16 protein-coding genes are annotated in these 19,233 nt (G+C 48.7%); 8 read left to right on the top strand and 8 right to left on the bottom strand.

The features are described 5' to 3' along the window. The first annotated feature begins 231 nt into the window (after nucleotides 1-231). Together IT774_RS10385 and IT774_RS10380 are read left to right on the top strand one after the other, a co-directional pair. Nucleotides 232-2,724: a glycogen/starch/alpha-glucan phosphorylase gene (locus tag IT774_RS10385; protein ID WP_195809732.1), complete on the top strand. Its 2,493-nt coding sequence runs from the start codon at nucleotides 232-234 to the stop codon at nucleotides 2,722-2,724. A 169-nt stretch (nucleotides 2,725-2,893) separates the two neighbouring features. Further along, entirely contained in the window at nucleotides 2,894-3,700 is an 807-nt protein-coding gene (locus tag IT774_RS10380) for a hypothetical protein (RefSeq protein WP_195809731.1), read from the top strand. 49 nt (nucleotides 3,701-3,749) lie between these two features. Here IT774_RS10380 and IT774_RS10375 read toward each other — a convergent pair whose 3' ends face one another. Further along, the gene (locus tag IT774_RS10375; RefSeq protein ID WP_195809730.1) at nucleotides 3,750-4,955 is read right to left on the bottom strand and encodes an IS256 family transposase; all 1,206 of its coding nucleotides are present in this window, start codon (nucleotides 4,953-4,955) and stop codon (nucleotides 3,750-3,752) included. A 713-nt stretch (nucleotides 4,956-5,668) separates the two neighbouring features. Between IT774_RS10375 and IT774_RS10370 the strand changes: the two genes are divergently transcribed. Further along, nucleotides 5,669-6,007, top strand: a complete 339-nt coding sequence (locus IT774_RS10370; protein ID WP_195809729.1) for a hypothetical protein — start codon at nucleotides 5,669-5,671, stop codon at nucleotides 6,005-6,007. A gap of 336 nt (nucleotides 6,008-6,343) precedes the next feature. Next, nucleotides 6,344-7,633, top strand: coding sequence for an MFS transporter (locus IT774_RS10365; protein ID WP_195809728.1), 1,290 nt, complete (start codon nucleotides 6,344-6,346; stop codon nucleotides 7,631-7,633). A 28-nt stretch (nucleotides 7,634-7,661) separates the two neighbouring features. Here IT774_RS10365 and ylqF read toward each other — a convergent pair whose 3' ends face one another. The 7 genes from ylqF to betB form a co-directional block, all read right to left on the bottom strand. Beyond that, the gene (gene ylqF / locus IT774_RS10360) at nucleotides 7,662-8,666 is read right to left on the bottom strand and encodes a ribosome biogenesis GTPase YlqF (RefSeq protein WP_195809727.1); all 1,005 of its coding nucleotides are present in this window, start codon (nucleotides 8,664-8,666) and stop codon (nucleotides 7,662-7,664) included. 57 nt (nucleotides 8,667-8,723) lie between these two features. Then, nucleotides 8,724-9,467 carry a TrmH family RNA methyltransferase gene (locus IT774_RS10355; RefSeq protein WP_195809726.1) on the bottom strand — a complete coding sequence of 248 codons (744 nt, stop codon included), beginning with the start codon at nucleotides 9,465-9,467 and terminating at the stop codon, nucleotides 8,724-8,726. Between the two features lie 235 nt (nucleotides 9,468-9,702). Then, nucleotides 9,703-10,251, bottom strand: a complete 549-nt coding sequence (gene gloA, locus IT774_RS10350; protein ID WP_195809725.1) for a lactoylglutathione lyase — start codon at nucleotides 10,249-10,251, stop codon at nucleotides 9,703-9,705. A gap of 145 nt (nucleotides 10,252-10,396) precedes the next feature. Continuing rightward, nucleotides 10,397-11,101, bottom strand: a complete 705-nt coding sequence (locus tag IT774_RS10345) for a TorF family putative porin (RefSeq protein ID WP_195809724.1) — start codon at nucleotides 11,099-11,101, stop codon at nucleotides 10,397-10,399. A gap of 9 nt (nucleotides 11,102-11,110) precedes the next feature. Then, nucleotides 11,111-12,328, bottom strand: a complete 1,218-nt coding sequence (locus IT774_RS10340) for a BCCT family transporter (RefSeq protein WP_195809723.1) — start codon at nucleotides 12,326-12,328, stop codon at nucleotides 11,111-11,113. Between the two features lie 83 nt (nucleotides 12,329-12,411). Further along, complete coding sequence (gene betA / locus IT774_RS10335) at nucleotides 12,412-14,088, bottom strand: choline dehydrogenase (RefSeq protein ID WP_195809722.1); 1,677 nt, start codon at nucleotides 14,086-14,088, stop codon at nucleotides 12,412-12,414. 9 nt (nucleotides 14,089-14,097) lie between these two features. Next, nucleotides 14,098-15,561: a betaine-aldehyde dehydrogenase gene (gene betB / locus IT774_RS10330; protein ID WP_195809721.1), complete on the bottom strand. Its 1,464-nt coding sequence runs from the start codon at nucleotides 15,559-15,561 to the stop codon at nucleotides 14,098-14,100. Nucleotides 15,562-16,072: 511 nt separating this feature from the next. Here betB and IT774_RS10325 point away from each other — a divergent pair. From IT774_RS10325 to IT774_RS10310, 4 genes are all read left to right on the top strand, one after another. Continuing rightward, nucleotides 16,073-17,383 carry a putative bifunctional diguanylate cyclase/phosphodiesterase gene (locus IT774_RS10325; RefSeq protein WP_195809720.1) on the top strand — a complete coding sequence of 437 codons (1,311 nt, stop codon included), beginning with the start codon at nucleotides 16,073-16,075 and terminating at the stop codon, nucleotides 17,381-17,383. Between the two features lie 63 nt (nucleotides 17,384-17,446). Then, a complete protein-coding gene (gene astE, locus IT774_RS10320) occupies nucleotides 17,447-18,475 on the top strand; it encodes a succinylglutamate desuccinylase (RefSeq protein ID WP_195809719.1) in 1,029 nt (342 codons plus the stop codon). Then, the gene (locus IT774_RS10315; RefSeq protein WP_195809718.1) at nucleotides 18,472-18,882 is read left to right on the top strand and encodes an HIT domain-containing protein; all 411 of its coding nucleotides are present in this window, start codon (nucleotides 18,472-18,474) and stop codon (nucleotides 18,880-18,882) included. Before astE ends, IT774_RS10315 begins: the two co-directional genes overlap by 4 nt. 5 nt (nucleotides 18,883-18,887) lie before the next feature. Then, the gene (locus tag IT774_RS10310; RefSeq protein WP_195809717.1) at nucleotides 18,888-19,214 is read left to right on the top strand and encodes a heavy metal-binding domain-containing protein; all 327 of its coding nucleotides are present in this window, start codon (nucleotides 18,888-18,890) and stop codon (nucleotides 19,212-19,214) included. Nucleotides 19,215-19,233: the final 19 nt, after the last annotated feature.

Here is a 19,233-nt window from a genome sequence, read left to right as displayed (position 1 = left end):
AATAAAATATAATTTATTAAGTTAATTATATGTTAGCAATGAAGGCGATATTTAATATATCGCCTTTTTATTTGAAAAATTAACAAAAAAATTACAAAAAGTTGGTGGTAACGCTGCTATATTGCGGTCATGTCGTAGTTCAGTTTTGTAATTTTATTACGTTTTGAACCTGCACCTAAGCCAATTTTGTAGTGCTGGCCGGGTGTATCCTTTGCTAAGTGAGAGAGTGATATGAACGCAACCGCTTCACAAGCCAATTCCTTACCCGATGTAAAAATTGATAAAAACGAATTTAAAGCCGCCGTAATTCGTCATCTTCACTGTACATTGGGAACCGACGAGAACAAAGCCAACAGCCATGCGTGGTGGAAAGCGACCTGCGCCGCCATGCAGGAAAATGTGCTTGAAGGATTACGTCGCACCCAAAAAACCCATTACATGAACGATACCCGTGCTGTGCACTATTTTTCTGCAGAGTTTTTGATGGGCCGTCTGCTATCTAATAATCTGCAGAATTTCGGCTTGTATGAAGTAGCCGAAGCCGGTCTGAAAGAACTGGGCGTGGAAATTGCCGATGTACTAGAAGAAGAGCCAGACATGGCGCTGGGCAACGGCGGCCTGGGACGCCTGGCGGCCTGCTTTATTGATTCATTGGCGACCATGGAAATTCCGGCTATTGGGTATGGTATTCATTACGAACATGGTTTGTTTCGTCAGGAAATCAGAAGTGGGGCGCAGATTGAGCGTCCCGACAGCTGGCGCGACTATGGAAACCCATGGGAGATTTGCCGTCCGGAGTCGACTCAGGAAGTGTCTTTATTTGGCTATGTTGAGACCAAATACGGCGAAAATGGACGTATTCAAAAAGAATGGCACCCGGGCTCTATTGTAAAAGGGGTTCCGTGGGACATTCCAGTGGTGGGCTACGGGGGTAAAACCGTTAACGTACTGCGCTTGTGGCAGTCCGAATCATCTGGTTATTTTAACTGGGATGTCTTTAACGCAGGCGGCTATGTGGATGCTCAGCGCGAAAATGTTCAGGCTGAGACCATCTCTAAAGTGTTGTATCCCAACGATGAAACCGAAGCCGGTAAAGAGCTGCGTCTGATTCAGCAATATTTCTTTTGCTCTTGCTCATTGAAAGACATCATTCGCCGTTATAAGCGTGCTCACAAAGATGACTGGAGCCGGTTTGCCGAGCAGGTGGTGATTCAGCTTAATGATACGCATCCGGCCATAGCCATTCCTGAATTGATGCGCATTCTGGTTGATCGCGCGCAGCTGGACTGGGATACCGCATGGGGAATATCCACCAAGGTCTTTGCGTATACCAACCATACCTTATTGCCAGAAGCCCTGGAAAAATGGCCAGCCCGTATGCTGGAAAAAATTCTGCCGCGCCATCTTGAAATCATTTATGAGATCAACCATCGCTTTATGGATGAGGTGGATAAAAAATGGCCGGGCGATAATCTCATGAAAGCCAAACTGTCTATCATCGAAGAAGGCGGCGAGAAGATGGTGCGTATGGGTCATCTGTCTGTTATCGGATCTTTCCGGGTCAACGGCGTGGCTGAACTGCATTCTCGCTTAGTGAAACAAAACCTATTCCCTGAATTTGATGAACTATGGCCAGAAAAGCTGACCAACGTTACGAACGGCATTACCCCACGTCGATGGTTGAAAGCCTGTAACCCGGCACTGTCGAAGCTGATTGATAAAAAGATTGGTGAAGACTGGCCGATTAATCTGAAGAAACTGGAAGGGCTGGCCAAGCACGCCACCAATAAAACATTCCAGAAGCAGTTTATGCAGGTTAAACAGGCCAATAAAAAAATGCTGGCAGAAGAAATTCTGGCTTCGACCGGTATTGAGGTAAGTACCGATGCCATTTTTGATGTGCAGATTAAACGCCTGCATGAATACAAGCGCCAGCATCTGAATCTGCTGCATATCATGGCCCTGTATCGTCGTATTCTGGAAAATCCTGATTATGATATGCATCCACGGGTATTTATTTTTGGCGCCAAAGCAGCACCAGCGTATACACTGGCCAAAGACATCATTTATGCCATTAATATGGTGGCTAACAAGGTCAACAATGATCCGCGGGTGGGCGACAAGTTAAAAGTGGTATTTTTGCCCAATTACCGTGTTTCTCTGGCTGAAAAAATGATTCCGGCATCAGATGTGTCAGAACAAATCAGTACAGCCGGTAAAGAAGCGTCGGGTACCGGTAACATGAAGCTGGCCCTTAACGGCGCCGTAACCATTGGTACGCTGGATGGCGCCAATGTGGAAATTGCCGAGGAAGTCGGGGATGACAACATCTTTATCTTTGGCTTAACCGTGGATGAGGTTACTGAAACCCTCAAAGCCGGCTACAACCCCAAAGACTATTATTACCAGGATGCTGAGATAAAAGCGGTGCTTGACTGGCTGGAAACGGATTATTTCACTCCGGGCAAACCCGGTGCGCTGGTATCGATTAAGCAAAGCCTGCTGGATATGGGCGACCCGTACCTTGTGCTGGCAGACTTCCGAGCCTATTCGGATGCGCAAATTGAAGTTGATAAGGCGTATCGTGATAAAGAACGCTGGGCCGAAATGGTGATCATTAATACTGCAATGATGGGTAAGTTTACCTCAGATCGTTCGATTCAGGATTATGTAGACCGGGTCTGGAACCTGGATCCATGTCCGGTGAGTCGTCCTCAATCCTGATAAAAGGATAACTCACGCTCATACAGCCGCTGCTTTGACAGCGGCTTTTTTTTTGTTTTTTTAACATCTACAGTAATTCAGGCCGTCCGGCTAATCCAGTTCAAACTTTAACCAGTATAAAGGTCATCGCATTTATGCTTTAACCCTATCTTTTTGTTCGGAGAACAACATGAAAAAGTCTCGTCAAATTACTCTTCTGGCTGGCGCCACCTTATTACCATTAAGTTTGTGTATTAACGCTGCGTTCGCCCAACAATCCACTCAGGATTCTGCCGTGGTGAACATGCAGCAAAACCAGATGAGCGAAGTGGAGCGTGAAGCTGCCATGGAGGCGGAAAAAGAACGCAATGAAGCTATGCAGGAAATGCGCGAAGAAAAGCGCGATGCTCGAGAGGATTACAATGAGATGACGCGCGAGCAAAAACAGGAGGCAATGGAAGCCAAACGCGAAGCCCAGCAAGAAAAGCGTGAATACAAAAATGAAATGAAAAATGGCTGGAAAGAAGAAAAGCAGGAAGCAAAACAGGAATGGCAAGAAGAAAAGCAGGAAGCAAAGCAAGAGTGGCAGGATGAACGTGAAGAGTTAATGGACGAAAAGCAGGAATATACCCAGGACAAAAAAGCCGGGTGGAAGGACGAAGCTCGCGAAGCAGAGCGTGAAGCCGTAGAAGAAAAACGCGAAGCGATGACTGAAAAGCGTGAAATGATGCGTGAAAAGCGCGAAGAAAAACGTGAGATGATGAAAGAAAAACGCGGTGAAAAACGCGACATGATGCGTGAAAAGCGTGAAGCTGAACGTGAAAAAGAACGTGAAATGATGAAAGCGAAACACGAAAAAGAACGCGAAATGATGGAAAAAGAGCGTGAGATGAAAGACAAGATGGCCGACGGCGAGAAAGAGCGCCTGACCGATGAACCCATCAGTACGAAAGAACTGGAGCAAACCGAACGCGAAGCCCTCGGCACTGATTATTAAATAAACGTCGAGACTGTAAAAGATTTTGTGTAAATGGCTGATTGCACTGTTAAATCCGATCCTGGTACATAATCTCGAACTGCGCCATGGCCGGTTTCCAGTTGCGTATGGGCATCGTCCACTTTTTCGAAGCCTGATGCAAGGCTAGGTACAACACCTTCATGACGGCTTCGTCGTTCGGGAACGACCGGCGGGTCTTGGTGATTTTTCGCAGGGACGCGTTCAGCGACTCAATCGCATTGGTGGTGTAAATGGCCTTGCGTATCTCGGTCGGATAATCGAAGAATACGCATAAACGTTCCCAGTTCGCCCGCCAGGAGCGGCTGATGGTCGGGTGTTCGCAATCCCATTTTTCTGCAAAAAGCTCGAGGGCCTGCTCGGCTTCAGCACGAGTGGCCGCACCATAAATCAGTTTTAAATCCGCCGCGATAATCTTACGCTGCTTCCAGTTCACGTAGCGCAGCGAGTGGCGAATTTGATGCACGATACACAGCTGCACCTGTGTTTTCGGGTATACCGCTTCAATGGCTTCCGGGAAGCCTTTGAGGCCATCACAGCAGGCGATGAAGATATCCTCCACACCACGGTTTTTAAGCTCGTTCATCACCGACAACCAGAACTTGGCTCCCTCAGTTTGGGCCATCCACAGACCTAATAACTCTTTTTCACCGTCGGTATTAATGCCAAGCGCCAGATACACGGATTTATTTTGTACCACGCCAGAGTCACGACTACGAACCACTAAACAGTCGAGATAAACCACCGGGTAAAGCTTTTCCAGCGGCCGATGCTGCCAGGCCTTAACCTCGTCCATCACCGCGTTCGTTACCTGCGATATGAAGGTGGCAGAGACCTCAATACCGTAAGCTTCTTCAAGGTAAGCCTGAATATCCCGCGTGGTCATGCCGCGCGCGTAAAGGGCAACAATGCGCTCATCAAATCCGTTTAGCTGACGTTCGCCCTTGCGTACTAACTTGGGGTCAAAACTGCCGTTGCGATCGCGTGGAATATCGAGTTCAACATCACCATTGGTGCTGCGAACACTCTTCTTCGTTTTACCGTTGCGAGAGTTGCCGCTGTTGTTACCAGCCGCATCGTTGGGCGCGTAGCCCAGATGGGCTTCCATTTCGGCTTCTAACGCTCGTTCAGCAACCTTCTTGGTAAGCTGCTTGAGGAGGCCAGCTTCGCCTAAAATGTCTTCTGGTGAATCACAGTCATCAAGCAGTTGGTCGATGAGTTTGTCTGATATTGGCATTCTGATATCCTTCTAAGGAGATGATAAGAATGCCATTTACACAGATATTTTTACACTCTCTAAACGTCTGACCCAAGTATAGAAACAACCCTGGTTCGCCGGGGTTGTTTTGTTTTTAAGACTGACTAATTGAACAGCTCAACCAAAATGTATAACTGTTTGAGTGAAAAGCACATTCAAAGAATTCCGGTAACTACGTTTAACCGTCCGAAAGTAGAGGCTTGTTTATCCAACGACGGTATGCTTTGATAATGGTGAGCTTTAGCAATCAATTGGCTGGATGTTAACAAGCTATCTACAAGGATCGTGATGAAGAAATTAATCTGTTCAGTTTTTATTTTAACGTCTCTGTTATTTACTAATGTTTCTATTGCTAGTGAATTTTATTTTTTTGATATGCCTGATGGAGAGCGGATAACGATAGGGCGGCAAAAGGTGGAGAAAAAAATAGGATAACTTTTATCGGCTCACCCCGTTGGTCAGCTGAAGAAGTATTAGAAGAGTTTATAAAAAATACGCTGGGAAGTCGGCTTTATACCCTTAACGTCGGTGACTCTTACTTCGCTGGCGACGACCTCTGCCCACCTGGAGATTGCTCAACGCCCCCCCCAAAAAAAGCAGCAGAGCTTTCACGGTTTCCCATCATACATAAAATAATTAATAGAGGTATTAAGGATTCGAACCCCGAACAGCTTCAGGCGCTTACAAAATACATGGCCAAAGGCGCCGCCATCAGTAGGGATAGTGATTTAACCTACCTTCAAGTTAGAAAGCACACAGGTAAGCCGCTTGGCATGTGTAAAATAACTGTTTCAGGTTGTGTGAAATTTTCTGAAGTAATATTTACAGATGACGATAATGGCTTTATCGCAAATCTGCCTGATCCGAACAGCGCATGGGATGATTGGGAAAAATACAATCGTTATACATCTATAAACAGGGCGTTTGCGGATTTCGTGTTTTCTACCCGTTCTATTTCTTGTTCCTCTTCATATTCAAAAGGCGAGCAGGCTGATAAAAAGCTAGTGGCAACATGCCGTATTAGTGGTTAGGGCCGGTTAAACCTAACTTGTGATAAAGCGACCAGACGGTGGAGCTTTTCAAGCAAGCGGCCCGTGAACATAGCTGTGGGCCATCACTGCACGTATGTATAAACGAGCTAATAACGGCTTTTTACTTGAGTCCGCCCGTGTACCACATATCTTTACCGTCGTGTGTAGGTGAAATTGCTGGTCGAGCTTGAGCCGTCAGGCCCATTAGCAGTTACGCGTGCAGAAGCCGCCATAGCCTGCCAGAAAAGCACAGGAACCGACGACTTTGTCTTGGCGTTGCAATCAAACTGATTTAGTCTACCGGCGAGGCAACACATCAATTTTTGAGAGTCCACAGTGCGGTCATTTCTTTCTCTTTATATTGCAAACTTATTCCTGGTTGGTGGCACGGCGCTTCTGACCACTTATCTGGCGTTGTACCTGGGCCAAAAAAATGTATCGACATTCTGGATTGGTTTGCTTACGTCGGGCTACTACATAGGGCTGCTATTTGGCTCAAAGGTTGGCTATTACCTCATAAAATCGGTGGGGCATATTCGTTCTTTTGCCGCCTGTACTGCGGCGGTAACCGCCTGTATTGCGATGCATGGCGTTTCCGATAACTTAACCCTATGGCTGGTATTAAGGGTGCTGGTTGGCGTTGGCATGATGTGTAATTTTATGGTGCTGGAAAGCTGGCTGAATGAGCAGGCCAGTCATGAACACCGGGGCCGCGTGTTCTCGTTATACATGATTACCTCTTACCTGGGGACCGTGCTGGGGCAATTGTCTGTAGCACAGTTCCCTGAACTCGGTTATGCCCCTTTGTTTCTGGTGTGCATCGCGGTTTCCATCGGTATTGTGCCCATAGCCATTACCCGACGGATTCACCCTAAACCCCTAAAACCTTTAGCGATGGGCTTCTTTAGTTATTTTAAGATTATTCCGCAGTCGCTCAGCGCCGTCATGTTTGCTGGTATCATCAACGGCAGTTTTTACGGGTTAGCCCCCACGTTTGCCAGCAAATCCGGTTTTGATGCTACCGGTATTGCCTGGTTTATGTCGGTGACGGTCTTTGCCGGGCTGCTGGCCCAATGGCCGATGGGGATGTTGTCTGACAGGATCAGGCGAAGTATCTTATTGCGAATCAGTGCCGTGGTGCTGGTGAGCGTCGCAGGCGCGATGTTTGTGCTGCCCTTAAGCCAGTTTTCCATGCTGATACTTAGTTTTATTTTTGGTCTTTTTGCTTTTACCCTGTATCCGCTGTCTTCAGCGCTGGCCAATTCCCGGGTAGATGATGAACATCGTGTGGGCGTCTCTTCGGCACTGCTGGTGGCTTTTGGGGCCGGGGCCGGGCTGGGTTCGGTGGCTCTGGCGCAGGTGATGGTACTACTGGGTCACACCGCTTTGTACGGCGCCATTGCGGTGCTCGCCGCTCTCATGTTCGGGGTATTGTCGGTTATCGATTTACGTCAAAAAGCAGAGCGACCAGAGCATTCAGACTATGTGGTCAGCGCCTCTGATATCACCACTTCGCCGCTGGCGGCGACCATGGATCCCCGTATCGAAGAGGCCACAGCACAGGAGCAGCTACTGGTAGTCGACGACGAGGCGACCCCACTTGGGGCAGATGAGGCAAAAACGTAAGCCCTGGGGAACCTCAGGGCTTGGCAGACTAGCGGGGTGTTTTCTTCATACGATTACTTTGCTCTTCGCGCTTTTCGGTGCGTTTTTCCTTACGATCCCGTTTGTCAGGAGTGAGGGAGCCGTCTTTGAATTTTTGCTTGCGTTTGGCCTTGTCAGCCGCTTTCTTGGCGGCGGCCTCGGCCATCTCGATTTTTTCCTGGGCTACCATTTCGGGGCTTTCCAGAGTAATTCGGCCAAGTTTGCCAGATTGCAGTTCTTTTAACAGAATCTCACAGATTTTATGCAGGTTAACCCGGCCCCCGGCCATAATCGCGCCGCGTTTTTTGGCCGCAGCTTCCAAAAACTCCAATTCAGTGGCAGGCAGCTCTTCCATTTTAAAACGCTCACGCATGAGGGCTGGATAGGCCTGAATAAGATAGTCGGCAGCAAAAAATCCCACATCATCATATTCCATCGCGGTGTTTTTCACCGCCCCGGAAGACGCCAGCCGGTAAATAGAGTGGGGATTTTCCACTTTAGGCCACAGTACCCCGGGCGTATCATACAGGACAATCCCGCTGCCCAGGTTAATCCGCTGCTGGCCTTTTGTCACCGCCGGCTCATTGCCGGTTTTGGCAATAATTCGTTCAGCCAGAATATTGATAAGTGTGGATTTTCCCACATTAGGAATGCCGGTGATCATGGCATTGATGACCTTGGGCTGGGTTGACTTACGCGGGCAGGCCTGACGGATCAGGTCGATAATTTGTTTTGAGTTGCCCGGATTATCGGTGGTGGTGGTAATGGTTTTCACCCCACGCTCTGACTCCAGGTAGGTCTGCCAGCGAGCGGTCATCTCCGGATCGGCCAGATCGAACTTGTTTAAAATCTTGATACAAGGTTTATCGCCCCGGATTCTGGCAATTTCAGGGTTCTCGCTGGAGTAGGGGATGCGTGCATCCAGCACTTCAATAAGCACATCAACCTGACTCAGGGATTCTTTAATTTCTTTGAGGGCTTTATGCATATGCCCCGGGAACCAGTGTAAAGCCACAATAGCCTTCCTTTGTAAAAATACGAGACGCTGGTGGGTGTCACGCTATAAAATAAATTACGAATTCAGCGACAGCTGATACGCACAGATGGTAACCGCGCTGGCTACATTCAGCGAGTCGATAGTCCCATTGCCGGCAATCGTGAATGCGGCGGCGGCAAAGTTGGCTAATGCCTCATGGGGCACGCCCCGTGCTTCATTACCAAACAAATAACAATCAAAATCTGCAAAGCCGGCACTGTGTACCGATTCACCCTGCATATCAAGATAAGCAAAACGCGAATAACGGGCCGCCAGATCGGGCAGGGTGATATTCTGCTCCATGGGCACATGGAAAATGGCGCCCATGCTGGCGCGGACCACCTTGGGGTTGAACGGATCCACGCTATTGGGGCTCAACAGTAACCGAAACTGACCAAACCAGGCCAGACTCCGCAAAATAGTACCCAGGTTGCCCGGGTCCTGGATCTCGTGCAGGTAGATGCAACGTTCTGACACCGATGCTGAACCTGTGGCCGGCTGCGGTAACGGCACGCAGGCGATGAGCCCCTGGGGAGATCGGGTATCACTGAGTTGCGCCATTTTTTTACTGGTGACAGGTACAATGCTAAACCCTGCATTGAGCTCATTAGCCCACTGTTCATAGTCATCAGTAACATATAAGGTGATTGGCGTGGTGTCACCAGTGTGCTTGCGTGCTTTGTGCAGCTCTAGAATCAGGTGTTCGCCTTCTACCAGATAATGGCCCAGCTCGGAACGGTATTTTTTTTGATGAAGTTTTTTGACATCATCCAGCTTCATTTTTTGTGCCCTTGGGTATTGATTGCATGGCGAAACGCAGGAAACGGGGTAATTGTGAAAGCATCGTGATCAGATGACAAATCCTGCCTCCAGTGAACAGACGCGTGATTATACCACTGACCCTCTGTCATTCGCACTTATGTTACCGGGAAACCGTGGCCCGGCACCAAAAAAGTGAAGCATCAGCACACCGCGAAGCAGGGGCGGTGTGCAATAAATCAGGTTTATATCCCTATTAACCTTTCAGGTGGGGTTTACATACCTCATTGACCCGGGTGGCATCGAATATTTCAATCCAGTAATCATCGGGGTCTTTGATAAAGGCGATGCCTTTCATTGAGCCATCATCGGGACGCTTTTGAAAGGGGACATCAAGCTTGTCAAAGCGAGCGCAGGCCTGCTCCAGATCAGGCACATGAAAACCAATATGGCCAAAGCCTTTTGGCTCGCTGTTGCCATTGTGATAGCGCGTATTTTCGGCCGTATCATTCCAGTTATGGGTCAGCTCGAGCATTGCCGGGCGCCCGAAGGTCTGCTGGGTACGCCTGGCGTCTTCGTCGCTGATATCAGAAAAATCATCGCCGGCGGTTAAGAAATACAGACTGAATTCCATCTGTTCAAAATCGAGTCGTTTTAACAACGTCATCCCCATGACCCGGGTATAAAAATCCAGCGAACGCTCAGGATCTGCAATGCGCAGCATGGTCTGATTAAATACAAAACCATGGGTCGCCGGATCCCGGTCTTCACACAAGCCTTCGGCGGAATCAAAATGACGGCTCATAACAATGTCTCCTGTGGGCAATTAATTGAGGGCTTATCCGAGTATTGGGATAAATCATTGCGATATCAAGCAAGCTACCGGTCTGATACAAAAAACCGGCAAGGCAGCAACTGTCTTACCGGTTCATAGACTGAGCAAATGCGCTTTAAAAACTAAAGGTGCGGCTGACGCTGGCGACGATGCGCTTGTCGGCAGTGTCGATATCCAGCGTGGTATCTTCAGCGGCAATTTCAAAGTTGAATTTGTTCCAGCTGGTCTGATACGCCACCCGATAATGCACATAGGAGGTGCCGCCATCACTGTCCCAAACCCAGCTATCATCGTCCAGTGAATTAGAAGTATCAACACTGACCCGAATGCCGTGGTTTTCGGCAATAGGGAAGGTGTGGGCAATCATGCCAATCACATGACCGCCGCCCAGGCCAAAATAATCCCACGAATACCAGCCATTAAACTCGGTGGTGCCGTAGTCTGAGCTGTAGGCCAGCTTGGTCCAGATTTCAGGATAGTTCAGGTCACTGGCAGCGGACGAGCCCATGTAGGTGTAGTAGGCAATGCCATAGTCCATGCTCCAGTTGTCATCCAACTGCAGCCAGTGACCGGCATAAAAGTCCAGTTCCTGTTCTGCGGTCTCCCCGTAGTCCACATTCGAGGTCCAGGCGCCGACGTACCAACCCTGATCGGCCGCATAGTCCAGACTCGCCTGCAAAGCCGGATCATTGTTGGTCTGGCTCACCCCGTTAAACATGTAATCAGAGGCCAGCGTAACCGTGGTAGACCAGTTGGCCGAAACCGTTTGGCTCAATGCCAGCGCGCTGCCAGCTATCAGTGTTTTTGTGAATATTTTCATCACCACTCCTTAATGGGCTGTATCAATTTTTTTAAAATCAAGCTCGTTTTCTGCTGGTGAGCTATCGATATTGCGGACCCGACCAAGCTTGCTGTATAAAATATAGCTCAAGCAGCAATAAAACAGACCAATAACCAACGCGCCAACCCATTGAATTTGCAAAAAGTCGATTTTGAACAGCAGGGTCAGCGCACACAGCGCAACAAAGTTAAAGACAAAATATTTTGCTTTGCCCAAACGCTGGGCTGACATATTCAGATTGTCGGTGTACAAACGGATCAGAGAATCGAGGGAGTTGATAACAAAAACCACCCCCACAAACACCATCGCTATGTTTCTTATACCGCTGGTGTCCAGTCCGGCGTCGTGATAGTGGTAAAGCACACCAAACCACAGCGCAATTGGGATAGATGGAAACACCAGCATCGCTGCCAGCACCTGGTAGGTTTTCATACCGCCCACAAAGCGAGAGGTAAACTGACCAATCATAATGGACCAGGCAAACCACCAGAACAGATAAAACGCATGATAGTCGTTAATAGGAAATAAGAAGTGTTGGAAATTGGCAAAATAGCCGCCCAGCATGGTGGTGGCTTCAAAATATTGCGCCATATCGCTACCGCCCCATACAAAGGCGCTGCCCCACATAAAGACAATCAGTGCGATAAACATCCAGGTGGTGGTGATACTTAATATGCGGACATACTTGATGTCTGTGCTGCTATACACCGAAAAGGCAATGGCGGCAAAAACGATGAGATAAAATGCCGGGACAATGCTTTCACCATCTCCCAGAGCAGGGAGGTACCACGGCAGGTTAGACAGCAACAAAAAGGCGGTAAAGGCACAGGTGCCGATGATCACCACATTGTGAATAAACTTAACCCAGCTAATTTCAAAAAATTTTACTTTGGGTTCAATGACACAAAAATAGAAACAGGTCAGAAAGTAAAAAGACCAGATAAAAAATCCCCAATAGCCAAACTCAATAGCCAGCGGATTAGTAAAGCTATACTCGGGATTTGCCCCGGTGTCTGCATAACCACCAAACTCAGTCAGTGGAAACATGATAAGGCCAACATCAAGGCCCGAAGTAAACAGGATGGCGATAAATGTTAGTGTTTTTACCGGCGTGACACCTATGATGCGCATGTTGCCCCACTTCACCACAATAAAAATTATGGCAGCAAGGGTCAGCACGATGCCGGCACTAAGCCACATCAGCATTGTATATCTCCTTTATTATTAAAATGGTTACATCTTGAAGCCCTCCCTGAGCAGATGCGGCGGGCAAGTTTGCCCGCCAAGGGTCAGCTTCCTGCTGTCAGCGAGCTACTGCGCTGTTTGGTTTGCCAGTCAGATTCTTCAACCACTGGCACATTTTCGATAGGTAGCAGCGTATTGCCCAGAATATGGTCGGCTGCTTTTTCGGCTACCATAATGGTAGGACCGTTCAGATTTCCGTTGGGAATGGTGGGGAAGACCGATGAGTCGACCACGTGCAGATTTTCGATTCCATGCACCCGGGTCGTCGAATCAACAACAGCCATATCGTCTTCACCCATTTTGCAGGTACACGATGGGTGATACGCACTTTCAACTGCCTGACGCACAAAGGCGTCGATTTGCTCATCAGTTTGCACCGCCTCTCCGGGCTGAATTTCGCTGCCGCGATATTCATCAAAGGCCTGCTGATTAATAATTTCCCGAGTCAGCCGAACACAGGCGCGAAAGCCTTCAATATCGTCCTGATGCTGTAGGTAATTAAACTGAATCGCAGGCGCATCGCCAGGTTTATCCGTTTTGACCCGAACAAAGCCGCGGCTGCGCGGTTTATTATGACCAATATGCACCTGAAAACCGTCGCCATCAAAAGCACTTTTGCCATCATAACGAATGGCGGCAGGCAAAAAGTGGTATTGGAGGTCGGGCCATTTGACGCCGGCTTTTGAACGAATAAAGCCACAGGATTCAAAGTGATTAGTGGCGCCAAGGCCGGTTTTAAACAGCAACCAGCGGGCCCCGATTATGCCTTTTGAAATAAGATCGAGTTCGCGATTAAGCGTGATGGGCTGTTTGCAACGAAACTGGAAGTAAAATTCCAGGTGGTCCTGCAGATTTTCTCCCACCCCGGGCAAATGGTGAAGACATTCAATGCCGGCTTTTTCCAGATGTTCGCGATTACCGATACCGGATAACTGCAACAAGTGTGGAGAGCCAATCGACCCGGCGCTAAGGATAACCGAGGTTTGCGCTCTGGCTTCGTGCATGGTGTCTTTATGTTCGTACTTCACCCCCACGGCTTTCTTGCCTTCCAGCAATACTTTTTGCACGGTAGCGTGGGTGACGATGGTCAGGTTGTCACGATCTTTTACCGGGTCCAGGTAAGCGCGCGCAGCAGAGCAGCGCTGCCCATCTTTAACGGTCATGTGCATGGGGCCAAAGCCTTCCTGCTGAGCACCGTTATAGTCGAAGGTTTCCGCGTAGCCTGCTTGTTTGCCTGCTTCGATAAAGGCGCGGTACAGCGGGTTTTGCATTTCGTTGCCGTTGTTGACCCCCAGCGGGCCATCGTTACCCCGGTATTGATCACCGCCCAGGTACCACTGTTCAGCACGCTTAAAATAAGGCAGGCATTGCTGGTAATTCCAGTTTTTGGCGCCGTATTCTTCCCACTCGTCAAAATCACGGGCGTGGCCGCGCACATACACCATGCCGTTGATGGAAGAGGAGCCGCCCAGTACCTTACCCCGTGGGCAATGCATGACGCGGTTATCCAGATACGGCTCTTCTTCGGTGTGAAATTGCCAGGCGTACTTATCCGAGTTCATCGGAATCGACAAAGCCGTTGGCATCTGAATAAAAATACTTTTATCACTGCCGCCGGTTTCAATAAGCAGGACCTTACTCGCCCCATCGGCCGTAAGACGGTTTGCCAGCACACAGCCGGCTGAGCCGGCTCCGACTACGATATAATCAAACTTTTCCATCAAGTCTCCTTAAAAGGGGCTTTCCAGTTCAACCATACCCATGTATACCGACTTGGTCTGAGTGTACTGGTTTAGCGCCTCGATGCCGTTTTCACGACCGATTCCGGATAATTTATAGCCGCCTACCGGCATTTCTGCAGGAGAGGCGCCCCAGGTATTGATCCAGCAAATACCCGCTTCAAGCTGATGAATAACCCGATGCGCACGAGTGATATTCTGGGTCATCAACCCCGCAGCCAAACCTAACGGTGTATCATTTGCACGGCGTATTACTTCTTCCTCATCCTTAAAGGTTAGTACACTCATGACCGGACCAAATATTTCTTCTTTAACAATCGTCATGTCATCGGTGCAATCAGTGAAAATAGTAGGCTCAACAAAGTAGCCATTTTCGGCGCCAGCCGGAGAGAATGTATTGCCGCCGGTTAATACCGTGGCGCCTTCCTCTTTGCCTTTGGCAATATAGTCCATGACCAGTTGCTGATGTTTTTGCGAAATCATGGCGCCAAAGTTCACCGACAGATCTTGCGGATCGCCCGCCTTGATATTGTTTTTGGTGCGCTCAACCAACTCACTGATGAACTGTTCATACACGCTTTCATGCACAAACACACGGGTGCAGTTAGTACACACCTCACCCTGGGTGTAGAAATTGCCCAGCATGGCGGCTGATACCGACTGTGAAATATCGGCATCTTCAAACACGATAAGCGGCGATTTACCACCCAGCTCCATGGTCACATCTTTTAAGGTCGAAGCTGCTGACTCCATTACCTTGCGGCCGGTACCGACTTCACCGGTAAAAGACACTTTTTCGATCAGCTCGTGGTGAGTTAACCACTGACCCACATCGCCGGCCCCCAGTACAACATTGAATACACCAGCCGGCACCCCAGCTTCTATAAAGACTTTTGCTAGTTCGACCGCGCCCCGGGGAGTTTCTTCTGAAGGCTTGAAAATCATGGCATTGCCGGCTGCCAGGGCAGGGGCGGATTTCCAGCAGGCAATTTGAATAGGGTAATTCCAGGCACCAATTCCGGCGCAAATTCCCAGTGGCTCTTTACGGGTGTAGTAAAAGTCGCCGCCCAGATCCTGCTGTTGTCCAACCTGGGTAGGCGCCAGATTAGCGAAAAATTCGATGGCATCGGTACCGGTAACCACATCCACACAGTTAGCTTCCTGCATAGGCTTGCCGGTGTCTAACACTTCGTAACTGGCCAGTTCATCATTTTTTTCACGCAATAATGCGACTGCTTTTAACAAAATGCGGGACCGCTCCATGGCGGTCATGGCTGACCATTGTTTGAATCCTGCCTGAGCACTTTCGATAGCCGCACTTTTTACTTTTTCGTCGGCAACTTCGATTTCGTAAATTACCTCACCAGTGGCAGGATTTATGACCTCGATGGTTTCGCCGGACTCGTTGGCCAGCGATTGGCCATTAATGAAATTCTGCAGACGCGGTATCGTCATAGTTTTGCTCCAAATAAAATTGTCACCGTGAATATCGAGTTCAGCGCTAATGATTTAATGGTGAGTAAATTGCAAGCACGCAAAACCCGCCATTCAAGAGCCACTCCGATGGCGCAATGCGCGTCTATCCCTTGCCGTTGCTGAATCTAACTTATATATACTAATAGATATAAAGAATTGGCTCAAAGTTGACATCATGTTTTTTCTATGTAGCAGAAAAGAAATAAGAAACATCAAGCTGCATTCCACCGCAAAAAATAGCTGTTTCATCGCGACCTTAAGAAGGCTGAATTTTCGTTTTATAGGTCCCTATGCTTTGTGTAAAAACTGTTTTTCAGAAGCAGAAAAAGGCTGGGAATTCGGGGAGTTAGGGTCTTTAACCTAGCGGAAAGATAATTAGGTATGGGTTAAGATACAACCAAGTTGTTGCTCCTGTCGCGTGAGCGTGGTTTGATAAGAAATATAATAATTTAGACATTTGTCTATATTTCATGCGGGAAACATTGAAGTAATGCCGAAATTGCATCAAACATTGTTAACGATTCCCAATCGCTATGCGTTTATTAACCAGGTTGATAAATTTGCTCAGTGCCATGAGAATTTTACGATCATGCTGGTTGATGTGGTGCGATTTTCTGATGTTACTACCAGCCTGGGTATTGATGTAGGCGATCGCTTCTTGCTTCAGATTGCTAACCGCATAATCAGCTTTTTTGACGATACCATTTGTTTTGGCCGGGTAAGTGGCGATGTGTTCGGTATTATGTTTACCGGCAAAGCCGAAAAAAGCCTGATGCTGAAACGGGTAGAGCGCCTTACCGAACACTTCAAAACCCCCATGCATCATCAAAATCATGCGTTTATTGCCGATTTTAATGCCGGGGCGGTGGCCGGCACCCGTACGGGTTTTCAGCTCTCCACCTTTATTTCGCGGGCTGAAGCTGCGCTTAAACAAGCCAAAGAGAATCGCTACGAAAATTTTTATATGGTCGATCCGGGCGTGGCGTCAACCACGGGCCGGCGGCTGGCATTAAAAGCCGATCTGCGTCGGGCGATGGCCCGTGACGAACTGGAATTGTATTTTCAGCCCAAAGTAGATTTAGCCACGTTAGCGATAACCGGGGCCGAATGTCTGCTGCGCTGGAATCATCCGTTAGATGGCGTGGTCTTCCCGGGGCCCTTAATTGAAGCGGCCGAGTCTTATCATATGATGAATGAGTTGGCTTACTGGACGCTTAACCAGGCGTTCCAGAACCTGGCTCGTATGCGCATGGTGGGGGTAAGCCCGCGTATTTCTATTAATATTTCGCCCACGCAATTGTATGACAGTCAGCTTATTCCTCATTTCACCATGCTTTGTGAGCGCTATGGGTTTGAGCCCCAGGATTTTGAGTTTGAACTGACGGAAGATGTGGCCTTATCCAGTTCTTTAATGGTACGGGAGCAGCTGCTACAGCTAAAAGCGTTAGGCATAGCCATCGCGGTCGATGATTTTGGTAAAGGCTACTCAAACCTGGCCTATATTCGGGAGCTGGATATCACCGCTCTTAAAATAGACAAAAACTTTGTTATGGGGTTGACCGACAATCCTATTAATAAGGCGATTATCCAGGCGGCAAAAATCATTGGTGATGCCAAGCAGTGTGAAGTTGTGGCAGAAGGCATCGAAACCGTAGACCACCTGCATATCCTACGTGAATTAGGCATTAAAACCGGACAGGGTTTTTTATTTTCCCGGGCCGTCCCTCTGGCTGATTTCATTAAACTGGCGCATCAGGATATTATTGTTGGCAGCTCCCCTTTACGTAAACGTCTGAGCTAATTTGGCATTTTAGCCGGTAACTGGGTAAACTTATGGCTATAAATCCTATTGTTATCCGGTATTATGAAAGCAGAACTTTGTGCCAACGGCGATTTTCTTGCGCGCTCGCGCCAAACTCCCGAACTTTTTTCAGAGCCTTGTGACTTTACCTTATCCAATGGGGTAGCGGTGAGTATTACCGCGGCGGGTATTATCAGCTTTACCCCGGCCAAGGTGCAGCCCGACACCAAACATATTGTGCTGTCGTGCGGTGTGCATGGCAATGAAACCGCACCTATAGAGCTGTGTGATGACTGGGTCTGTGCCTTGTTAACAGAACAGCTGGTCCCGGCACATCGTGTGTTGTTTCTGTTTGGTAATCTGCCGGCAATGGATATTGCTCAGCGCTTTGTTGAAGAAAATATGAACCGGTTATTCAGTGGCGCCCACAGTGACGGCGAGGGGCTGGTAAACGCCGAGCGCCGCCGGGCCAGCCAACTGGAACAAGCTATCACTGACTTTTTTGAAAATGCCGGCAAGCACCGGTTTCATTATGATTTACATACGGCGATTCGGGAGTCTAAGAATGAGAAGTTTGCGGTGTATCCCTACCTGCATGGCCAGGCACGAAGCGAAGAACAGATTGCCTTTTTAAGTGCGTGCGGCGTAAAAACCATCTTGTTGTCACAAAGTCCCACCACCACCTTCAGTTATTATTCCAGTCATCAACACCATGCCCATGCCTTTACCGTGGAGCTGGGCAAGGTGCAGCCCTTTGGTAAAAATGACATGACCCGGTTTGAAGCGGCCCGACAAACCATTACCCGTCTTATTAGTCAGCCAACACTGGAGCTGGCACCGATGGGGGACGACGTAGAAATTTTTACGGTTAATCAGGTAATCAATAAACAGGCAGAGGATTTTGTCTTACACTTTGCCGACGATACGCCCAATTTCACCGGTTTTGCCAAAGGCACCTTGCTGGCGCAGGAAAGCGGTGCCAGCTATTATGCTGAACATGAGGGTGAGGCTATTGTGTTTCCTAATGCCAGTGTGGCTATTGGTCAACGCGCGTTGCTGACGGTGGTGCCGACCACATTGGATGCACAATGAGTTTTGTGCTGGATCCACAACTGACCAAAGACTCGCATTTTGTCTGCGAGCTGGCATTGTGTCGGGTCCTATTGGCCGATGACAGCCAGTTTCCGTGGCTGATTCTGGTGCCCCGGGTGCCCAAGGCCACGGAGTTGTATCAGCTTACCGTTGCGCAGCAGCACCAGTTTTTAACAGAATCGGCGCGTGTGTGTGAAGCCCTGCAAACCTTATTTACCCCTGACAAACTGAATGTGGCGGCCTTAGGCAATGTGGTGTCGCAGCTGCATATCCACCATGTCGCCCGTTTTACTCATGATATAGCCTGGCCGGCTCCCATCTGGGGGCGTCAGCCTGCCGTGGCTTATTCACCTGAAGCCGCGCAGGATAGTATCGCGCGTATCAAACCGTTACTTTTAAAGGAATAAACTCAGTGATACTGACCACCACCCCCAATGTAGAAGGCCAGAATATTGAACATTATTATGGCATTGTTGTTGGCGAAGCCGTAATGGGCGCAAATGTTCTGAAAGACTTTTTTGCCTCGGTACGGGATTTTGTCGGGGGGCGGTCGGGCTCCTATGAGGACGAACTGACCAAAGCCCGCAAATTTGCATTTTCTGAGTTAGAACAGGAAGCCCGGATCATGGGGGCAAACGCAGTGGTAGGGATCGCCATTGACTACGAAGTAGTCGGTCAGAAAGGCAGTATGCTGATGGTGAGTATCAGTGGCACCGCGGTAAAGCTTAACGCCCACTGAGCCGGCAGGCTAAATGATC

It is taken from the genome of Salinimonas marina, from assembly GCF_015644725.1.
GTDB lineage: Bacteria > Pseudomonadota > Gammaproteobacteria > Enterobacterales > Alteromonadaceae > Alteromonas.
This window is presented reverse-complemented; position numbering and strand designations above follow the sequence as displayed.